A 20,027-nucleotide genomic window follows, 5' to 3' on the forward strand; every position below is an offset into this window, starting at 1 on the left:
TATCATAGGAGTTTTTTTGTTCAGAGCTTAAGCCTTTTTAACCACTAGCAGTACTAGTGGTTTTCTATACAATAAAAAAAATAAGGGACTACTTAAAATAGCCCCTTATTTTCTTATTATAAGATAGAATCTTAATTTGTTATAAAGTTTTCTTCAACTTCTTTGACTTTTTGTAATGTTTGTATCATCTCTTTTATACTTCTTGTGAATTCTTCTATGTTTTGATTAACTTGCTGAGATGCAGCTGCATTTTCTGCTGCAATAGAAGATAATACTTCTATTGTACTATTCATTTCTTCTACAGATATTACTTCATTATTTAATTTTACTATTGCTTCATTAGTTTCATTAGAAACAACCTTTATTAATTCATTTGCTTCCGAACTTATAACTCGAACTTTTTCAAGATTAGAAGTTTCTATCTCTAATGCTGAATATTGACTTTCTATACTTTCAACTAAAGATGTTATTTCTTCTGCAAAATATGATAGATTACTATTAATATTTTTTACTGCTTGTTGAGATTGCTCCGCAAGTTTTCTTACCTCTTCAGCTACCACTGCAAATCCTCTACCTTGCTCACCTGCTCTTGCTGCTTCTATAGATGCATTTAAAGCTAATAAATTAGTTTGATCTGAAATACCTGAAACTAATGCTACAATATTTGTTATATCTTCTGCTTTTTTTTGAAGATTTTGCCCTCTTTCCTTTACATTCATAAATGATACTAAGGTTTCTCTTATTGCCTCACTAGACTTATCCACATTCATATGACTTTCATTTATTTTATCTACAGATTTATCTAACTCAATTCTATTATTATCTTCAAGTTTAACTAATTCTTTCAAAGCAATAATATTATTGTTAGTTTGTTTAACTAATGTATCTGTACTAATTTCTTGTTTATAGGCCCATTCTAAAACTTGTTGTGAACAAATTGCTATTTCTTCTGTTGCTTTTTTCATATTTTCTGTAGTTTTGTACATTGATTGTGTAAAAATACTCAATTCATTCAATGTCAAATTAGCTGAAGTTACATCTTGCCTTATACTATTTTTAAGTTTAGATATACCATTATATATTTTTTCTAACTTATCATTAGTTGCTATATTTCTTTCTATTTCCTCAAAATTATTACTTTCTATATTTTCTATAATATCATTTAAAGGTCTGAACATAATATAGCTTACTATAATTGAAATAGCTCCTGAAAGTATCCCAATTATAATACCTTTTGATAAACCAACTATAGGTATTCCAATTAAAGATATTATTATAAGTATAGGTAGTGCTATTTTTAATTCTAAACTCTTAAATCCTATTTTTGATAAAACTTTACTTATTGAATAGCTCTTACTTCTGTTTATATTTTTCTCAAATTTAATATATACTTTAAGTTCTCCTTTGCCTCTTTCAATTTCTTTTACTTCTATTTTTTCTCCAAAGAACTTAGCGCTTCCACTTAATAATCCTAAGAAGTAATCAAACAATTCTCTATCCGATCTATAAGTGAAATTTATACTATCTTCTGTTATTAATTCAAGAGCCATTTTAGGTGGCTTTGCCCCCTTTATTTTTTTCATTATTATAGCATGTACAAAATTAAGTGAATCTAAAAATTTATAAAGATTTACTCTTTTAAAAAACACTGGATAATCTTCAGCAAATTTATTTAGGTTATTTTCACCAATAACTTTCCAAAGCTCGTTAGATGATACGCCTACTGTATTAGCAGTAATATTTATAAACTTAAATATCTTATCATCATCTACATCTTCAAGAGGAGTAAAAACGATATCCTCTGGCCAATTAACAGCTCTTAGGCATTTATCTATCGTGTCATTCCCATATAAATCTCTACAAGTTCTAATCCAGGTCGATACTACAGTACCCTTCATATTTTTTCCTCCTAAGCTAAATTTTAAAATTTATATACAAAATTTCTATACTTTATTATATAACTAATATGAACAAAAAAATAGATGAATTGGAAAATTTCCAACTCATCTATTTTTATATTAAATCATCATAATAATTAAATCTTGGTACAGTGTTATCATAATAATTATCAAAAGACCTTGGTGGGATAAATATTCTCTCTACTTGCCTTACACTTCCTCTAAGTTCTGCGATTCTAGTTACTCCTACATAAACATCTGATATTTTATACCAAGTAGCATAATCTACTACACCAGTTTCAGGTAAATTAAAAACCCCTTGAAACACTTTAACAGCCTCTGCAGTACTTGCCCCATATACTCCATCCTGAGATACCTTTGGAATTAATGGATAGTTTTGAGATATCCTATTTAAATATTCTTGAATTGATCTAACCTCTTGTCCTGTAGATCCAACTATTAAATCATATCCTGGATAAGATTTTGGAACTCCTTTAACCTGCTCTGCGGTTACTAGTTCTATATCACTCCCATAAAAGCTTGTTAGTATTTCATAAGGTGTCTTCCCTTGATCCCCTAAATATTTACTTCCCCATTGAGTCATCCAACCTGGGCATGTAACATTTTTCCCATCACAATATTGTGTTAATAAAGGTTGTTTCTTTCCAATTCTTCTTATATAAGTTGCAAATATATCATCGACTACTTCACTTATACTTTCAAATATGTTTCTTCCATAGGTAAATGCATGATCATATGCAGTTGAATTAGTTATATCAAAATTTTTACCTTTTCCTCTATACCATTCAGTATATATTCTATTTAATGTAAATGAAATTATAGCATAAATATTAGCTCTTATAGTACTTTCTGGCCAAGTTGAATAAATCTCACATGATGCTACATTTTTAATATAATCTTTATAAAGAACTCTATAGTTTGGTGCTGATGTATTATTCGGACCACCAGCATGAACAACTATAAACTCCGGAACTACAGGTTTTGGTAACACAACTCCACTTGTTGGTGGTGGTAGCGGTTTATCTACCTCTTCTGGAATTTTTTCTGGATAATTACCATTCAATACATTAGGCCCAATATTTATTACTTCATTTATATTAGGACTCTGCTGATTTGATGTATTAGGTGGTATATTAATATTTTCCATTCTATTTAATATTCCTGAAGACTCTATAAGATTACATTGTTGTATTGCTAGTTCATCAGGAAATACCTGACACCTATTTATTAAAATACTTTGAAATCCTTCCCTCTCTACTCTTATATCATACATACTATAAGGTACCTGACCTGTAGGTTGTTGTGAATATTCAAGTGGTGGTGCTTCTAATTCAACAATTTGACTTTCTCCCATTGAATCTGTAGATAATGATATTACATTTGCACTTGGACCACCTGCCGACGGTCTTATAGTTATTCTTGTATTGTCAACAGGTATATAAGTTTCATTAACAAAACATTGAACCTTTAATCTACCTTGAGCCATAAATTACTCCTTAATTATTTCTCTTCTAATTAATATATGTGTCTTTTGTAATTTTGTTCTTACATCAGTCCTATAAATCACTAGGTATTCTTATGAATAATTTTCCTATATTGTATTCCTGATAACCCCTAGTTTTTCCAACTCCTCCTGATAAGTTTTCTCTTATGGCATCAAATACTCCCTTGATATTTAAAGCTCCATATCCCCATTGCTCATTAGGATAAGTCTCACCAACTCTCATAGTTGTTCCTCTTATTAGATAACTTCTAACTTCAGTCCAATACATTTTCCTATCATTTCCATCTACAATTCCCCATTGAAGTATAAGAGCACAACATCCTGCCGTTATCGCAGTAGCTACCGAAGATCCACTTACTGTTTTAGTTCCACCTCCTGGCGTAGTAACTATTCCATTTATTCCTCCCGCAGCAATATCTGGTTTAATTCTTCCATCTCTCGTAAATCCTCTTCCAGATTGTCCAACAGTAGAATTATTTGTTTGGTTATAATAAGCCGATACAATAGCTGCTTTTGCAGTTCCTGGCATAGTCAATGTGATATATTGACTTGGACTTAAAAACTTAGTATCTTCATCTAAAAGACTTCTTTGAGGAAGCCAACTCCAATACCTTCCATCTACTATATAATCACCATATAATCTAAACTGCCATATCCCTTCACGTAATCCTCTGGCTGCTATACTTATTACTTCAGCTCCTGTAATTGGATCTGGATATAAATATGAAATTCTCATTTTAGTACCTTCATAAATAAAATTAATATTCTCAACCCTATTTAATCTTACGGGAATTTTTTCTATAACTTCTCCTGATGGTGATACTATTCCAAGTGATACCTTATCAGGTTGTTGTATATATATTTGAAAGTTTAAATCCTTTTGCGCTTTTCCTATTCTAACTTCAAGGTTTCTTATCTCTCCAGCCTTTGTAAACCTACCTTCTGTATGAGTATCCGTATCTCCCTGATTTCCTGTGCCTGTGACACAAATAACTCCTATTTGATTGCTAACAACATCTATTGATGATTCAACATCATTTGTGCCATCATGAGCTCCTGTATTAGTTCCGAGTGGTATACATATAACCATAGGCTTTTTAATTTCACTTGCTAATCTAGATAAATATCTTATTCCTAAGACTATTTCCACACCCGCATATCTTCCTACCCCTGCTGTGCTAATACCCGCATACTCCTGTAATACTCTTGGTGCTTCTCTTAACTTAACAACTGCAAAGCTACAATTTGGAGCTGCTCCAGTCACATCCGCATTATATCCTTTTGCTCCTGCTAAACTTGCTACAGTAGTTCCATGTCCTATTTCATCCCTCGTATTAACTATTGAATAAGGATCTCCCCCACTCTTACTTGTTTGAATTGCTCTATTAATTTCATCTTCCTTGTATTCAGTTCCAAATTTTGCTCCATATATATCTTGACCACTATCTATCGTTTGATCCCATATACTTAATATTCTTGTTGTATCATCTTCATTCATAAATTCTCTATTCAAATAATCTATCCCTGTATCTACTATACCTATAACAACCCCGCTTCCAGTTAGCTGAAGAAATGGGTTGTTATGAAATAAAGGTGCACCACTGGCCTCTATTGGTGATAACTGCTCTAAAGTATAAATTGGAGGAACTTCAATAGCAGCAATTTCTTTAATATATGGCTGTATTTCTGAAACCCTATTAAAAGGAATAAAAAGAACAGCATAGTTAGGATCAAGAACTACAACTGATGCCCCTGGAATTTCATATATATTTTTTAACTCATCTAATGACGCATATTCAATAAAAAAACCTACAGCTTCATTATCTTCCGAACTTGGAGTTTGCTCTAATCTATTTAAACTATCATTAAGTGTAGGATTAATATTACTTTGCTCATCACCTAAAACTTTATAATCATTTTCTCTATAACCCTTAATCTCATCATCCATATTCCCTTTGCCTCCTCTATACCTTGCAGAAAAACCTATATCTTCAATTAGTCTTCCAATAGCATTATATAAACAAACCTCTCCATATCCCCAACTAGGGTCTGGATATATTATATCTGTCCTTGTTCTCCTTGCAGAAGTTACTAAGTAGTACTTCAATCTTTCTCCATAAAGATAGGGATCATTTCTTCTTAATATTCCACACTCCATCATTAAACCTGCTATTCCAGCTACATGGGGGGTAGCCATAGATGTGCCAGTCTTAGAATCAAAACTTCTATTTGGCGCAGCAGATATTATTCCTTCCCCTGGCGCCACTAAATCTGGTCTAATAGGCTGATATATTGTTCTTTTTCCTCTTCCACTAAAAGGTGATATGTTATTAGTTAAATAATTATAGCTTCCCACTGAAATAACATTAGTCACTGTGGCTGGTATTCCTAAGGTATTTAAAACTGTAGGTTGTAAAAATTTCGTATTAATATTAAGTCCTTCTGAAATAGGTAGCCACATATCATATACTCCACTATAATCATTTAATAAATTTATCCTTACCTCCCATTGCCCTGATGAAATATATTGTCCATTAGTCATTATAGCTACAGTAATTTCTCCTATTATATCAAAAGGTTTTGGTCCTGAATAATAAACTACATATCTATCTAACCCTATATTGCCTTCATAATATCCTTCTCTAACAACTACTTCCCCACTATTAGCAGCTGTAGGACTAATAATGTTTATGGAAATATCCGATAATACTGGCTTATATAAATTTAATACTAATCCTGGTTCATCTGCTGCAACATTTATCGATATGTTATTTTCCTTATTTAATTCTCCTCCAATATGATGTGCTGTATCCCCTTCATTTCCTGCAGCTATTACTATAGTAACTCTTTCTAAAGTTGATATTGTTGAAATATACTGCTCTAAAAGGCTTGTTCCATTATGAGCTCCATCATTAGTGCTTAGACTAATATTAACTACTAATGGTTTATTTAATTCTTTTCCAGCATCAATTAGGAATTTTAATCCTTTCATAATATTACTACTTAAAGAAAAGTTACCTCTAGAAGACTTAACCATAGCAATGGAACTTTTAGGAGCAACACCATAATATCTAGAATTTATATTTCCACCAGCACAGGCTATCCCTGCTACATGAGTTCCATGCTCAGCTATATCATAAGATGGTACTATAGAATATGGATCAGGGTTTTTTAGAGCATTATTTATATTCTCTCTGTTATATATATTACCTCCAGTACTTAAATCATATATATAATCTATTCTTGTAGTTCCATCTTCATTTCTAAAAGCTGGATGAGTATAATCTATTCCTGTGTCTATAAATCCAATTAAAATCCCTTCACCTTGTATGCCATATGTGTCACTAGCTATATTTACACATGCCGCTCTATTACTTTGATCATCTGTAGTAAATAATTGCTTTGGTAATTCAATATATTGTATAGACTTACTATTTGCAAGTTTTAATAAATTATTAAAAGGAATTGTAACTATCCCAAAACCATAACCTAAATCATAATAATTACCGCCTAAATCCTCTACTATTTTCCTTACATTCTCTGGTGTATCTCCAGATATAATAGATACCTCTATCATATTCCCATTTTCATTATTCATACTAAAATTAATTCCTAACTTGCCTAATAAATCCTTTGGAATATTTTTAATTAATCCTAACCCATAATTTATATTGTTTTGAAATGTATTTTCTATATTTATCACCTCACAAAAGCCATTTATAAATACTATATGTGATTAAAATTTAAGATGTGATATTTATAAAAAAATAAGGGATATACTATTTTCTAAAATAATATATCCCTTAATTTCTTATAATTTTATTTCTAGTCTCTCTAATTTTGCTAATACTGTTATCTCATTTAAATTCATAGTTTCAGTTAAAAGACTACCACCATTACTTACTAATAGAACCTTAGAATTTCCTAGTATTTTTATTTGTCTTACAGCTCTCTTACCTTTATAATCAACTAAAAATATTCCATTGTTACTAGCTTCCTTTACTAAAGTAGCAAAAGCAATATCACCTTTTAGCATTCTAAAACCAGACATTTCATCATCTTGTATTTCTAAATATAAAACTTTATCTTGAGAAAAGCCCTCTATTTTATTTGAATGAATTGGTAACTCCTTAAAGCCTTTACTATTTTTTAATGAGTAATCTAAAATTGGAACATTTTTTAATACTGAAGAAAAAGCACTAGCCCAAACTTCATTTTCGCTAACCTTATTCTTTGAAATACTAGGCTTATTTTCTTTTATAAACTGTTTTTCTTCTTTTAAAGCTTCATCAGTTACAACCATACTAATATCATTAAAATCGGCTTTTAACACTTTTGAGGCTTTTTCTATAAAAGATTCTTGAGCTATTTTTCTTCCAAGTTCTACTTCATTAATAAACTTTTCTGCAACACCTAGCTTCTTAGCTAAAGCTTTTTGACTCATTCCACTTTTAAGTCTAGCTTCCTTTATTTTTTCTCCTACTCTACTCAATTAAGCTCTTCCCTTCTGATTCTTTAAGTACCATTCTCTCTCCTCAATTAAATGTTCTATTAAATAGCTAAATTTCCATTCAATTGAAGTTGGAGTAACTGTTGCAAAGATTCCACCTTTAAATCTTTGCCTAATATCTTTTATAATGCTTCTTATTTCTTCATCTGAAAAATCATTAAATAAAATTACAGATTCATTAGGGAGACTATCACTTATAGTTTCAAACTTTAATCCTCCTAATATATCAGTAATAGTCATCTCTGCCATTTCAGGTGAAACTTCAACTACTTTAATTCCTTGATTCTTTAAAACACTAACCTCTTCTTTAGGAGCATTATAAACTAATATACACTTATTGTTACTAAGCATAACCTCTCTCCCCCTTAATTATCTGCTTACTTTTTCTGGCTCATCATAATTTTCACCAAAAGTATCAACAGTTACTTTAATCATTTTTTGATCTTCAAGTGGTTTATCATTATAATCTCTCTTAGAGTTTACTATCTTATCAGCTACTTCCATTCCTTCAATAACTTTACCAAAAGCAGCATATTGATTATCAAGATGTGGTGCATCAGCTACCATAATGAAAAATTGACTTCCTGCTGAATCATGAACCATAGTTCTAGCCATAGAAAGTACTCCTCTAGAATGTCTTAAATCATTTTTAAATCCATTTCTAGTAAATTCTCCTTTTATACTATAACCTGGGCCTCCCATTCCTGTTCCATCTGGGCATCCCCCTTGTATCATAAAGCCTGGTATAACTCTATGAAATACTACTCCATCATAAAACCCTTTATTTATTAAGCTTATAAAATTTTTAACTGTATTCGGAGCTATTTCTGGGTATAATTCAGCTTTAATAACTCCTCCATTTTCCATATTTATAGTTACTATTGGATTTTGCATATTAAATCTCCTTTCAATAATAAGTATATTTTATTATTATCATATTTTTTATTTAAAATTCTATTATGACAATAAGATTTGGTTCTTATGGTAATTATATATAAATTAAAATAAATATTCTACATTTAATTAGTTTTCAATATAAAAAAGTATCAAAATATCATATATAAGCTTTACTGTAATATTAAAGCCACCCTTATATGATATTTTAATACTTCAAAATTAAAAAATTCAATTTGTAAAATATTATTGAAAAGAAGTTCCTAATACAACTCTTGAATAGTCTGTATAGTTTGATAAGTTTTTAACACTTATTTGTTTAAAAATAAAGTCTCTTCCAAAACTATTTAGTAATTCTCCAACTAATAAATTTATAAAAGTAGATGGAACCCTTTCAAAACCTTCAAAATCTAACAATACTCCAACATTTAAATTATTCCTAATTATTTCTCTTAATAATATTGCATCCTCTACAGTTAATTCTTCCCCTAATATATCTCTTACCTTAATTTCCATAAATTCTCCCCCTTAAAAATTACCTATTTGAATTTTCAGAATATTCCCTTTAGTATAATATATAGATTTATATCACTTTTGTCAACATTTTAACAAATATTTTTATAAAATAAAGGATGTTTCCATCCTTTATTTTAATAGTAAGTTTATTAATCTAATAATAGACTATAACTTAAGTCTATTATTTCTTTTTTATTAGAAGAATTAACTATTTCTATACTTCCACTATTATTGGAATTTTTTAATAATCCCTTCTCATTCAATCTTCTCTTAAGTTCTTTAGCGGTTCCTAATCCACCATCTATAATATCTACATCTTCTCCTACTATTTTAACTAAAGTTTTCTTTATAAAAGGATAATGAGTACATCCTAAAACTATGGCTGCTATTTTTCCCTTTTTATATGTATTTATTTTATTTAAAAGATAATCTTCTATTTCTTCACCTTGAAATTTTCCTTCTTCTATAAATTCCACAAGCCCAGGACAAGGAACAGGAATTATAGATGCTCTTTCTTTATATCTTTCCATTAATCTTTTGAATTTTTCTTCTTTTAATGTCATAGCTGTTGCCATTATTAAAATATCACCTTCATTATTAAGCTCTACAGCTGGTTTTAATGCTGGCTCTATTCCAACTAAAGGTAAATCAGGATATACAGTTCTTAGCTCTGCAACTGCTGCACTAGTAGCAGTATTGCATGCTATAGCAATTCCTTTAACTCCCTTATTTAATAGAAATTCTACAGCCTTAAAAGTTAAATCTCTGACTTCCTTTGCACTTTTCATTCCATATGGAGCATTTTTTGAGTCTCCAAAATATATATAGTCTTCATTAGGCATTACTTTTAATGCTTCCCTTAATACACTTAATCCACCTACACCTGAATCAAAAAAACCTATTGGCCTATTTTTATTGTCCAACTACCTCACTCCATTTTCTTTAATTCTATCTTTTATTTTATACCTTTCTTAAAGATAAATCTATAATTATTATTTAAGTAATATCCAATCAATGTTAAATATTGAATACTATAATAAATGTATAAATCATTTCTAATATTTTTAAAATTCACTAATTTAATTATTGACACAATACCGTGTATATAATAGAATTTCCTTATAAATTAATTGATTTTACGAATATTATGATGTCTATACCACTTAATTATTCGATTAATTACAGAAAGGAAGTGACTTTTCCTTGTTAAGTTTCGGCAAGGGAGCTTTTTATGAAAGATTTAATTTACATTGTTCCAAAAACTAAACACAATAAAGAAGATCTATTTAAAATCTTTAACGAGCATCCAGAAATAAAGTTTGTATCTATAGTAGGCATTGACTTATCTGGTAATGATACTGACGAAAAAATACCTGCAAAATTATTTTTAAATGATATAGATTCATTTTTAAATGGAGTTGCTATTCAAACTGATGGTTCTTCAGTTGTTCTTCCTGGAATTGCAACTTTAAATGATGCAAAAGTTGATATGGTAGCAGACCTTGATGCTAATTGGTTTGTTGACTATAATTACGATTATATCGATACTTCTACTAACAAGCCTGTTGGTACTCTTAGAATCCCTTCATTTTTAATTCACAATAATAAACCCGTTTGTTCAAGAAATATTTTAAAGTCAGCAATAACTACATTCAAATCTACTTTATTAGATATATTTAAAAATAAGCCAGAATCATTAAGACCTTTTGGAATTACACTTGATGATATAGATGAGATAGTTATTACATCTGCTACAGAGCTAGAATTTTGGGTGAAAACTCCAAATGAACAAGCTCATATTGAAGAATTATCTACTTCTCAAGTTTTACAAGAACAATATTGGACAAGAACTAAAGGTGCTGTAAGAACCGCTCTTGAAGAAACTTTAATTCTTATGGAAGAATACGGATTTGAACCAGAAATGGGGCATAAAGAAGTAGGTGGAGTTAAATCTAAGTTAGATAGTAATGGACAATTTAATCATATAATGGAGCAACTTGAAATTGACTGGAAATATTCAGATGCTATTCAAGCTGCTGATAATGAAATATTTGTAAAAATTCTTACTCAAGAAACTTTTAGAAGACATGGATTAGATGTTACTTTTAAAGCAAAACCTATAGATGATGTTGCTGGTTCAGGTATGCACGTTCATCTAGGTGTAAGCTTAAAACTTAAAACTGGAAAGAGAATAAACTTATTCCATGCTACCAAAGAAGATTTCCTAAGTACTATAGGATACGGAGCAATAATGGGAATATTAAAGAACTATGAAATAATGAATCCATTTATCTCTACAACTAATGGTGCATTCAAAAGACTAAAACCTGGATTCGAGGCTCCTATTTGTATAGTTACTTCCTTAGGTATGGCTCCTGATAATCCATCTAGAAATAGAACTATATTAGTAGGATTAATAAGAGATTTATCAAATCCACTTGCAACTAGATTTGAACTTAGATCTCCAAATCCACACTCTAATGTTTATTTAGCACTTTCAGTTTCTTATATGGCTATGCTTGATGGTATAATTTATGTTCTTGAAAATAATAAGACAGAAGAAGAACTTTTAAAAGAATTATCTAAAAAACCAGGTGATAAAGCTGATTACTTGGAAACAGATAGAGCTTATAGAAGTGAAGAGGATGTTTTCGAGTTCTATACTGATGAAGAAAGAGATGCTTACTTTGGTAAAGCTCCTGCAACTGTATATGAAAACTTAATGCAATTAGAAAAGCATGCAGAAAAATTAGAAGTATTAGAAAGAAATGATGTATTTAGCGATAATTTAATAAATAGCTTTAAGCTTGCTATCATTCAAAGATGGACAACAGATATTATTCATAGAATAATTGTAAATCATGCAACTGAAATTAGAAGCTTTAAGAAATTACATTCTAGCAATGCCTTAGATTTAGATATATCTAATTGGATGACAATTAATAATTTAAGACATTATATAATGAAGGATACCTATACTGAAAAAGGCTTATTTACACGTATTAAAGATGCAATCACAATTAAAGATTATGCTTTGGCTTCTAACTTACTTCTTGAATTAGAGGATAAAATGAAGCAATTAAGAGATCTTTATTCTAACTATACTAAAAATTTATTAGATATATAGTAAATAGTAAAAAACCTAGCTATTAGCTAGGTTTTTTCTTCAATTCATTACATAATATAGTATTTTGTATATTTTTGCATTATAATTATATTATAGCAATTTTTAGTAAATTATTACGTGTGAGGTATTTTATGAAATTATTTTTTATAAGGCATGGACAAACTGATTGGAATCTACAAGGAAAAATACAGGGAAGTTATGATAGTGAACTTAATAATACAGGTATAAAGCAAGCTATAGAACTAAGTGAAGTATTACTTAAACTCAACTATAAATTTTCAAGAATCTATACAAGCCCACAAAAAAGAGCTTTAAAAACAGCTAAAATTTTAAGTGAGTATAGCAACATCGAATACATCCCTATTGATGATTTAAAAGAAATAAATATGGGTGAATGGGAAGGCTTATCCTGGAAAGAAGTAGAAGAAAACTATCCTACTGAATATAAGAAGTGGCTATTAAATAGACAATATACTAGAACTCCTAACGGCGAATCATATGATGACATGCTTAAAAGAGTTTTAATAGCTATAAATCAAATTATAGATGAAAACTCTGATAATGTTGTAGTTATAAGTCATAGTGCTATAATAATGGGTTTGCAATGTTATGTAACTAATACTCCATTTAATGATATGCTTAAGTTTAAAACTAAAAATGCCACTATTACAGAAATAGATAGTTCATTATTTACTCTACAATTTTAGTTATGTCCAGTATTAAACCTTTTATTGGTGGATATCATGAAGATACTCAACTAAGATGTTTTATAGCAACATTAATTATAGTATTTTCAATAATTTTTTTAGCTAAAAATAATACTTTAAGCTTTGAAAGTTGTTTAATATTAAACTTTATAAGTATATTTTCTATATATAATAAAGCTCCAATAATAAATGATAAAATGCCTATTACAAGAAATGATTTAATTAAAAAAAATAGAAAAATAGGCTTAATTAACTCAATATTTTTATTAAGTTTATCTATTATATTTTTTAAAATAACATGGTTTTCCCAAATTATAGTTTGGACAATACTAGTACAAACTATTTTAATGTTTAATAAATACAAAATTATCAGGAGGTGATATATATGAATATAAAAAGATATTTAGGAACATTTATGCTATTCTTATCCGCAATTATTGTTAACTTCGGACCAGCATCTACTTTAGGTGTAGGTGTAGAAGATATGCCAGAATCAATCAAAAACTTAAGATAAGGAACTACTAATATGTACACAGGATTAATTGATTTTTTTAATAGTATTCTTCAAAGTATTATGTTTATTGTTGCAGCTAATAATTGTGTAGGCAAAGAAAACAAAAAAAATTATAAGAAAATGTTTATGTTTGTGATTATAATTTCACTAATTATGACACTAAATACTTATATACTAGGAAATTCTAGTTTAGCAATAATTATAATTCATATAGAAGAACTTGTTTATCTAACACTTTTTGCTTATAAAAAAGATAAACTATGTGCAACTGTTGGATATAGTATTATTTATTTAATTATAGGAATAAATGTAATTGTATCTTTTGGAACATTTATGTTCTTAATTAATAATACAAGTATAAATTCAACATATGCTAATATACTAGTTATGTATATACCTCAATTTATTATTTTCTATTTAACTCTAAAAAATATGAACTTCATATATAAAATAAGCTTATTTATTAAATCTAGAATATCATCTATTCTTACTTTAATTATAACCACATTAGTATTGGATTTTATAATATCGTTCTTATTTATTTATAATGACAAAGATAATCCCTTTTTTAAAGAACTAATTTTTATTATATTAGGAATATTTATTATTTTTCTTACTATATATTTTGCTAATATAGATAGAAAATCAAATGAAATATTTAAGTTAAATATAGAACTAGAAAAAAAGATTAATGAATTAAAAAAGATTAAACATGATTATGGATCACAAATATCATATTTATATGGCGTATATCTTATGGAAAATTATGAAAAACTAGGACAACTTTTAAAAGAAATCATAGCTGGACATGATATTTCATCTCAAGTAAAGGTTCTAAGTTCAGAAAATTCTCTTATATCTCAAGTAATAAATTCAACTAACTTAAGGGATATAGACGTTTTAATAGATGAAAAAGCTAACCTAGATGATACAAATATAAATGAGTTAGATCTACAAAGAATTCTTTCTAACATAGTAAGAAATTCTGTAGAGGCTTTAAATGGTTCTGGATTATTGATGATTAAAACCTATTATACTATTAATTATGTAGTTATTAACATACAAAATAATGGTCCAATAATTGATGAAAATATTATGGAAAAGATTTTTCAACAAGGCTTCTCAACTAAAAAGAATATAAATGGAGATAACGGTTTTGGTCTATCTATAGTAAAGGACTTAATAGAAAAATATAACGGAAGCATTAGTGTTACTAGTAATAAAGAAATCACAAATTTTATAATAAAATTACCAATACATATATAAATAAAGACTCAAAATTTGAGTCTTTATTTATATCCAAGCCGGAATATGTATTTTATCACTATTCATTAGTGGAATGTTGTCTTCTATTATTCTTTTCTTACTAATTATATTATTTCTTTTTATAGAATTTTCATTTATAAAATCTTCTGCTTCCTTTAAGCTGTTTGCTTTAAATATAAATGTCCACCCATTTTTATCGTACTTTCCTGTACAAATCATATATTTATTATTATCATAATCTTTATGTTGTCTATCTACTATTAAGCTCTTAAATTCTCCAATTGTTTTATAATTCAATTTTACAAAAATATCATTATTCATTATAACCCCTCCAAGCAAACATAAGTTCTATAACCATATTAACCGAACACACGTTCATTGTCAACAATTTTAGCAAATTATTCATAAAAAAATGTCAAATAATGAAGAAAGATGGCCTACTCAACGGTCCATCTTAAATCTTCTTAATAATTTATACTATTTTGTTATATCAAATACTTCTAAAGCTTTTTCTTCTATTCCATAAGCTTTTACTTCTGCTATTGCTCTTAAAGTATCTAAAGCTGTTATTACACCTATATTTCTTTCTACAGCAGCTCTTCTTATTATAAAGCCATCTCTATTAGAATCATTTCCTTTTGTAGGAGTATTAACTACTAAATCAACTTCTTTATTTTTTATTACATCTAATATATTAGGTTTGTTTTCATTTAATTTTCTAACTACTTCAACTTCTATACCATTATCTCTTAAAAGCTTAGCTGTTCCTTCTGTTGCAACAAATTTATATCCAACTTCTGATAACATTTTTGCTATTGGTAAGAATTCTTGTTTATCATGCTTTTTGATAGTTGCTAGTATTTTTCCCTTTTTATTTGAAGGGTACATACTTCCACCAACAAAGCCTTTATATAATGCTTCTTTAAGATTTCTTCCAACACCTAAAACTTCTCCTGTAGATTTCATTTCAGGTCCTAAAGATACTTCAACATTAGGAAGTTTTTGAGTTGAGAATACTGGAACTTTAACAGATACTAATTCTGGTTCTTTATATATATCTACACCGTATCCTAAATCTCTTAATTTTTGTCCAAGCATTACCTTTGTAGCTAAATCTACTATTGGCACTTTACTTACCTTACTTATATATGGAACAGTTCTTGATGCTCTTGGGTTAACTTCTATTATATAAAGCTCTCCTTCAAATTCTATGAACTGAATGTTTATCATACCCTTTATTCCTATAGCAATAGCTAATTTCTTTGTATAATCTAAAACCTTAGATTTTATTTCATTACTTATATTTTGGCTTGGGTACATAGTTACAGAGTCTCCTGAGTGAACTCCAGCTCTTTCTAAATGCTCCATAACTCCTGGAATTAATATTTCTTCTCCATCAGATATAGCATCTACTTCTATTTCTCTACCCATTAAATATTTATCTACTAATATTGGATTCTTTTTATCCTTTGCAAAGGCATTCTTTAAATAATACTTTAATTCATCCTCGTCATGAGTAATTTCCATTCCTTGTCCACCAAGAACATATGAAGGTCTTACTAATACTGGGAATCCTAATCTTCTAGCTTCTTCTAAACCTTCTTCCATAGTCCAAACACCCTTACCCTTTGGTCTATCAATTCCTAGGTTTTCTAATAATTCATCAAACTTTTCTCTGTCTTCAGCCATATCAATTTGATCTGCTGTAGTTCCTAAAGTTTTAATTCCTTTTTCCTTTAAGAAATTAGCTAATTTTATAGCTGTTTGACCACCAAATTGAAGGATAACCCCATGTGGGTTTTCTTTTTCTATTATATTGAATACATCTTCTTCAGTTAATGGTTCAAAGTATAACTTATCAGAAATATTAAAATCTGTACTTACTGTTTCTGGATTGTTATTTACTATTATAGTTTCAATTCCCATTTTCTTTAATGATTTTACACAGTGTACTGAAGCATAATCAAATTCTATACCTTGTCCTATTCTTATTGGACCTGAGCCTATAACTATTACCTTCTTCTTATCAGATACTTCTACTTCATCAAATTGTTCATAAGTTGAATAGTAATATGGTGATAAAGCTTCGAATTCTCCACCACAAGTATCAACCATCTTATATGCAGGCTTAATATTCCATATAGTTCTTAATCTATATATATCCTCTGGGCTAACCTTTAGCATATCAGCTATAGCTTTATCAGAGAATCCTTTTTTCTTTAAGTTTAATAACCATTCTTTATCTAAATCTTCTATTTTGCTTAATTTTAATCTAGTTTCTTCTTCTACTATCCATTTGAATTTTTCTAAGAAGAATATATCTATTCCTGTTATCTTTGCGATACTTTCAATTCTATAATCTCTTCTTATCATTTCAGCTAAAGCAAATAATCTTTCATCATCTGGCTTAACTACTATTGTTTTTAACTCTTGAATACTTAACTCTTTAAACTTTGGATGATCTAATGAGTATTTTCCTATTTCTAAGCTTCTTATACCCTTTAATAATGCAGCTTCTAAGTTTGCACCTATAGCCATTATTTCTCCAGTTGCCATCATTTTTGTTCCTAAAGCTCTATCAGCTGTAAAGAACTTATCGAATGGCCATTTTGGAATCTTAACTACTACATAGTCTAATGTTGGTTCAAAACAAGCATATGTCTTTTGAGTAACTGCATTTTTAATTTCATCTAATCCATATCCTAAAGCTATTTTTGCAGCAAGCTTAGCAATTGGATATCCAGTAGCTTTTGATGCTAATGCTGAGGATCTTGAAACTCTTGGATTTATTTCTATTACTGCATATTCAAAAGAGTTTGGATTTAATGCAAATTGTACATTACATCCACCTTCAATTCCTACAGCATTTATTATATTTATAGCTGAAGTTCTAAGCATTTGATATTCTTTATCAGATAATGTTTGAGATGGTGCAACAACTATACTATCTCCTGTATGAATTCCAACTGGATCTATATTTTCCATGTTACATACAGTTATACAGTTTCCATAAGAGTCTCTCATTACTTCGTACTCTACTTCTTTCCATCCTTTAACTGATTTTTCTAAAAGAACTTGTCCTATTGTGCTTAATTGTAAACCTGATGCTAATATTTCTCTAAGCTGTTCTTCATTATCAGCTATTCCACCACCAGTTCCCCCTAGTGTGTATGCTGGTCTTACTATTACTGGATACCCTATATTATTTGCATAGTTAACACCAGCTTCTAAATCAGTTATTATTTCACTTTGAATAACTGGTTCATTAATTCTATTCATCATATTTCTGAAAAGCTCTCTGTCTTCTCCTTCTTTAATAGATTGAATAGATGTACCAATTACTTTTACATTGTATTTATCTAAAATCCCTGCTTCATATAAATCTACAGCTAAGTTAAGTCCTGTTTGACCTCCCATACCTGTTAATAAGCTATCTGGTCTTTCTTTTTCTATAACTTTTTCTAAAAATTCTACTGTTAATGGTTCTATATAAATCTTATCAGCAACTTCTGCATCAGTCATAATGGTTGCTGGATTTGAGTTAACTAATACTACTTCTATTCCTTCTTCTTTTAAAGCTTGGCAAGCTTGAGTTCCTGAATAATCAAACTCTGCTGCTTGTCCTATAACTATTGGACCTGATCCTATAACTAAAACTTTTTTAATATCTTTATTTAATGGCATATCTTAAACCCTCCTATAGTGCATACTTTATAAATTTATCAAATATATATTCGCTATCCTTTGGTCCTGCTGCAGCTTCTGGGTGGAACTGAACTGAGAATATTGGAAGAGTTGTATGCTTCATTCCTTCTATAGTTCCATCATTTATATTTACATGTGTTGCTACAACATTTTCTGGTAATGTTTCAACTACATATCCATGATTTTGTGATGTAATATGAACTTTATTTTCTTCTAAGTCTTTAACTGGATGATTGCATCCTCTATGACCAAATTTTAATTTAGTAGTTTTTCCACCTAAAGTTAATGCTAAAAGTTGATGTCCTAAACATATACCTACTAAAGGTTTTTTACCTACTAATTTCTTTATATTTTCAATTACATCTCCTAAATCTTCTGGATCTCCAGGTCCATTTGATAAAAATACTAAGTCTGGATTTACTTCTAGAATTTCTTCTGAAGTTGCACTCATTGGGAATACGGTTAATTTACAACCTCTATTTTTAAAGTTTCTGATTATATTTTCCTTTATTCCAAAGTCAATTATTGCTACGTGCTTACCTTCACCATCTATTGTGTATTTTTCTTTCGTGCTTACTATACTAACTGCTTCTTTATTAGAAAAGCTTTCTATTCTTTCCTTTACATCATCTAAAGTAATATCTTCTAAAGAAATCATCCCCTTCATAGTTCCATGATTTCTTAATACCTTAGTTAATGCTCTTGTATCTATTCCCTCTAAACCTATAATTTTATTTTGCTTTAAATAACTTTCAAGGTCCATTTCACATCTAAAGTTATTTGGGAAATTACATTTTTCTCTTACTATAAATCCCTTAACCTTTGGTGATTTTGATTCCATATCCTCTAAGTTTATTCCATAGTTCCCTATAAGAGGATAAGTCATAGTAACTATTTGTCCATAATAAGATGGATCTGTTAAAATCTCTTGATAGCCTGTCATTCCTGTAGTAAATACAACTTCTCCGATACTATCTTTTAAGTATCCAAAAGCTTTTCCTTCAAAAATCATGCCGTTCTCTAATATTAGCTTTGCTTTCATATTTAGCCCTCCTAAAATTTCTAAAAATTTATTGCTAAAAATACACTTCGTAAAAGCTTGTCTTTATAAAACAAAAAGGACACTAAGGAGACAACGAAACTACGATTCTCTCCCTACTATCCTTCTATATTTAATATCAGTATTAGAAAAGGTCCTTACTGACATAGCTATACAATTATTTTGCGAATATAAATATAACATAATTATATACTCCCTTTCTGGCCTCACAGGACCAATTTAAAGTGTACTTTTTAACTTATTAATTATCTTTTTGATAATTTTTTATCCTTTTGATAATATTCTATATTTTATCCATTTATATG

General features: G+C 29.0%; 16 protein-coding genes. 5 read left to right on the plus strand and 11 right to left on the minus strand.

Annotated elements, in window-relative coordinates:
• Positions 1-131: 131 nt before the first annotated feature.
• The 8 genes from H9660_RS10515 to murI all read right to left on the minus strand — a co-directional run bounded on the left by H9660_RS10515 (position 132) and on the right by murI (position 10,266).
• Positions 132-1,898, minus strand: coding sequence for a heme NO-binding domain-containing protein (locus H9660_RS10515; RefSeq protein WP_191750337.1), 1,767 nt, complete (start codon positions 1,896-1,898; stop codon positions 132-134).
• Positions 1,899-2,013: 115 nt separating this feature from the next.
• On the minus strand, positions 2,014-3,405 hold the full coding sequence (locus H9660_RS10520) for a peptidoglycan-binding domain-containing protein (RefSeq protein ID WP_191750338.1): 1,392 nt from the start codon (positions 3,403-3,405) through the stop codon (positions 2,014-2,016).
• A gap of 70 nt (positions 3,406-3,475) precedes the next feature.
• Positions 3,476-7,126 carry a S8 family serine peptidase gene (locus tag H9660_RS10525; RefSeq protein WP_191750339.1) on the minus strand — a complete coding sequence of 1,217 codons (3,651 nt, stop codon included), beginning with the start codon at positions 7,124-7,126 and terminating at the stop codon, positions 3,476-3,478.
• Positions 7,127-7,234: 108 nt separating this feature from the next.
• The gene (locus tag H9660_RS10530; RefSeq protein ID WP_191750340.1) at positions 7,235-7,915 is read right to left on the minus strand and encodes a helix-turn-helix domain-containing protein; all 681 of its coding nucleotides are present in this window, start codon (positions 7,913-7,915) and stop codon (positions 7,235-7,237) included.
• Positions 7,916-8,284, minus strand: a complete 369-nt coding sequence (locus H9660_RS10535; RefSeq protein WP_191750341.1) for a DUF3783 domain-containing protein — start codon at positions 8,282-8,284, stop codon at positions 7,916-7,918.
• Between the two features lie 18 nt (positions 8,285-8,302).
• Positions 8,303-8,827, minus strand: a complete 525-nt coding sequence (locus H9660_RS10540) for a peptidylprolyl isomerase (RefSeq protein WP_191750342.1) — start codon at positions 8,825-8,827, stop codon at positions 8,303-8,305.
• A 246-nt stretch (positions 8,828-9,073) separates the two neighbouring features.
• A complete protein-coding gene (locus H9660_RS10545; protein WP_191750343.1) occupies positions 9,074-9,343 on the minus strand; it encodes an STAS-like domain-containing protein in 270 nt (89 codons plus the stop codon).
• 149 nt (positions 9,344-9,492) lie between these two features.
• On the minus strand, positions 9,493-10,266 hold the full coding sequence (gene murI / locus H9660_RS10550) for a glutamate racemase (RefSeq protein ID WP_191750344.1): 774 nt from the start codon (positions 10,264-10,266) through the stop codon (positions 9,493-9,495).
• A 308-nt stretch (positions 10,267-10,574) separates the two neighbouring features.
• Between murI and H9660_RS10555 the strand changes: the two genes are divergently transcribed.
• From H9660_RS10555 to H9660_RS10570, 5 genes are all read left to right on the plus strand, one after another.
• A complete protein-coding gene (locus H9660_RS10555; RefSeq protein WP_191750345.1) occupies positions 10,575-12,470 on the plus strand; it encodes a type I glutamate--ammonia ligase in 1,896 nt (631 codons plus the stop codon).
• Positions 12,471-12,601: 131 nt separating this feature from the next.
• On the plus strand, positions 12,602-13,177 hold the full coding sequence (locus tag H9660_RS10560) for a histidine phosphatase family protein (protein ID WP_191750346.1): 576 nt from the start codon (positions 12,602-12,604) through the stop codon (positions 13,175-13,177).
• Between the two features lie 2 nt (positions 13,178-13,179).
• Positions 13,180-13,557 (plus strand): accessory gene regulator B family protein, encoded by a 378-nt coding sequence (locus tag H9660_RS10565; RefSeq protein ID WP_191750347.1) that lies wholly within the window; start codon positions 13,180-13,182, stop codon positions 13,555-13,557.
• Positions 13,558-13,562: 5 nt separating this feature from the next.
• A complete protein-coding gene (locus H9660_RS16525; RefSeq protein WP_279289592.1) occupies positions 13,563-13,691 on the plus strand; it encodes a hypothetical protein in 129 nt (42 codons plus the stop codon).
• A 12-nt stretch (positions 13,692-13,703) separates the two neighbouring features.
• Positions 13,704-14,957, plus strand: coding sequence for a sensor histidine kinase (locus H9660_RS10570; RefSeq protein WP_191750348.1), 1,254 nt, complete (start codon positions 13,704-13,706; stop codon positions 14,955-14,957).
• A gap of 27 nt (positions 14,958-14,984) precedes the next feature.
• On the opposite strand, the gene H9660_RS10575 is transcribed toward H9660_RS10570, so the two are convergent.
• The 3 genes from H9660_RS10575 to H9660_RS10585 all read right to left on the minus strand — a co-directional run bounded on the left by H9660_RS10575 (position 14,985) and on the right by H9660_RS10585 (position 19,704).
• Positions 14,985-15,278, minus strand: a complete 294-nt coding sequence (locus H9660_RS10575) for a hypothetical protein (protein ID WP_191750349.1) — start codon at positions 15,276-15,278, stop codon at positions 14,985-14,987.
• A gap of 156 nt (positions 15,279-15,434) precedes the next feature.
• The gene (gene carB / locus H9660_RS10580) at positions 15,435-18,641 is read right to left on the minus strand and encodes a carbamoyl-phosphate synthase large subunit (RefSeq protein ID WP_191750350.1); all 3,207 of its coding nucleotides are present in this window, start codon (positions 18,639-18,641) and stop codon (positions 15,435-15,437) included.
• Positions 18,642-18,654: 13 nt separating this feature from the next.
• A complete protein-coding gene (locus H9660_RS10585; RefSeq protein ID WP_191750351.1) occupies positions 18,655-19,704 on the minus strand; it encodes a carbamoyl phosphate synthase small subunit in 1,050 nt (349 codons plus the stop codon).
• Between the last annotated feature and the right edge of the window lie 323 nt (positions 19,705-20,027).

This window comes from Clostridium gallinarum, assembly GCF_014836325.1.
Lineage (GTDB): Bacteria > Bacillota > Clostridia > Clostridiales > Clostridiaceae > Clostridium > Clostridium gallinarum.

Coding starts and splice junctions, on each gene's coding strand:
- H9660_RS10515 (WP_191750337.1), bottom strand. CDS start 1,898: ATGAAGGGTACTGTAGTATCGACCTGGATTAGAACTTGTAGAGATTTA.
- H9660_RS10520 (WP_191750338.1), bottom strand. CDS start 3,405: ATGGCTCAAGGTAGATTAAAGGTTCAATGTTTTGTTAATGAAACTTAT.
- H9660_RS10535 (WP_191750341.1), bottom strand. CDS start 8,284: ATGCTTAGTAACAATAAGTGTATATTAGTTTATAATGCTCCTAAAGAA.
- H9660_RS10540 (WP_191750342.1), bottom strand. CDS start 8,827: ATGCAAAATCCAATAGTAACTATAAATATGGAAAATGGAGGAGTTATT.
- H9660_RS10545 (WP_191750343.1), bottom strand. CDS start 9,343: ATGGAAATTAAGGTAAGAGATATATTAGGGGAAGAATTAACTGTAGAG.
- H9660_RS10555 (WP_191750345.1), top strand. CDS start 10,575: ATGAAAGATTTAATTTACATTGTTCCAAAAACTAAACACAATAAAGAA.
- H9660_RS10560 (WP_191750346.1), top strand. CDS start 12,602: ATGAAATTATTTTTTATAAGGCATGGACAAACTGATTGGAATCTACAA.
- H9660_RS10565 (WP_191750347.1), top strand. CDS start 13,180: ATGTCCAGTATTAAACCTTTTATTGGTGGATATCATGAAGATACTCAA.
- H9660_RS16525 (WP_279289592.1), top strand. CDS start 13,563: ATGAATATAAAAAGATATTTAGGAACATTTATGCTATTCTTATCCGCA.
- H9660_RS10570 (WP_191750348.1), top strand. CDS start 13,704: ATGTACACAGGATTAATTGATTTTTTTAATAGTATTCTTCAAAGTATT.
- H9660_RS10575 (WP_191750349.1), bottom strand. CDS start 15,278: ATGAATAATGATATTTTTGTAAAATTGAATTATAAAACAATTGGAGAA.
- carB (WP_191750350.1), bottom strand. CDS start 18,641: ATGCCATTAAATAAAGATATTAAAAAAGTTTTAGTTATAGGATCAGGT.
- H9660_RS10585 (WP_191750351.1), bottom strand. CDS start 19,704: ATGAAAGCAAAGCTAATATTAGAGAACGGCATGATTTTTGAAGGAAAA.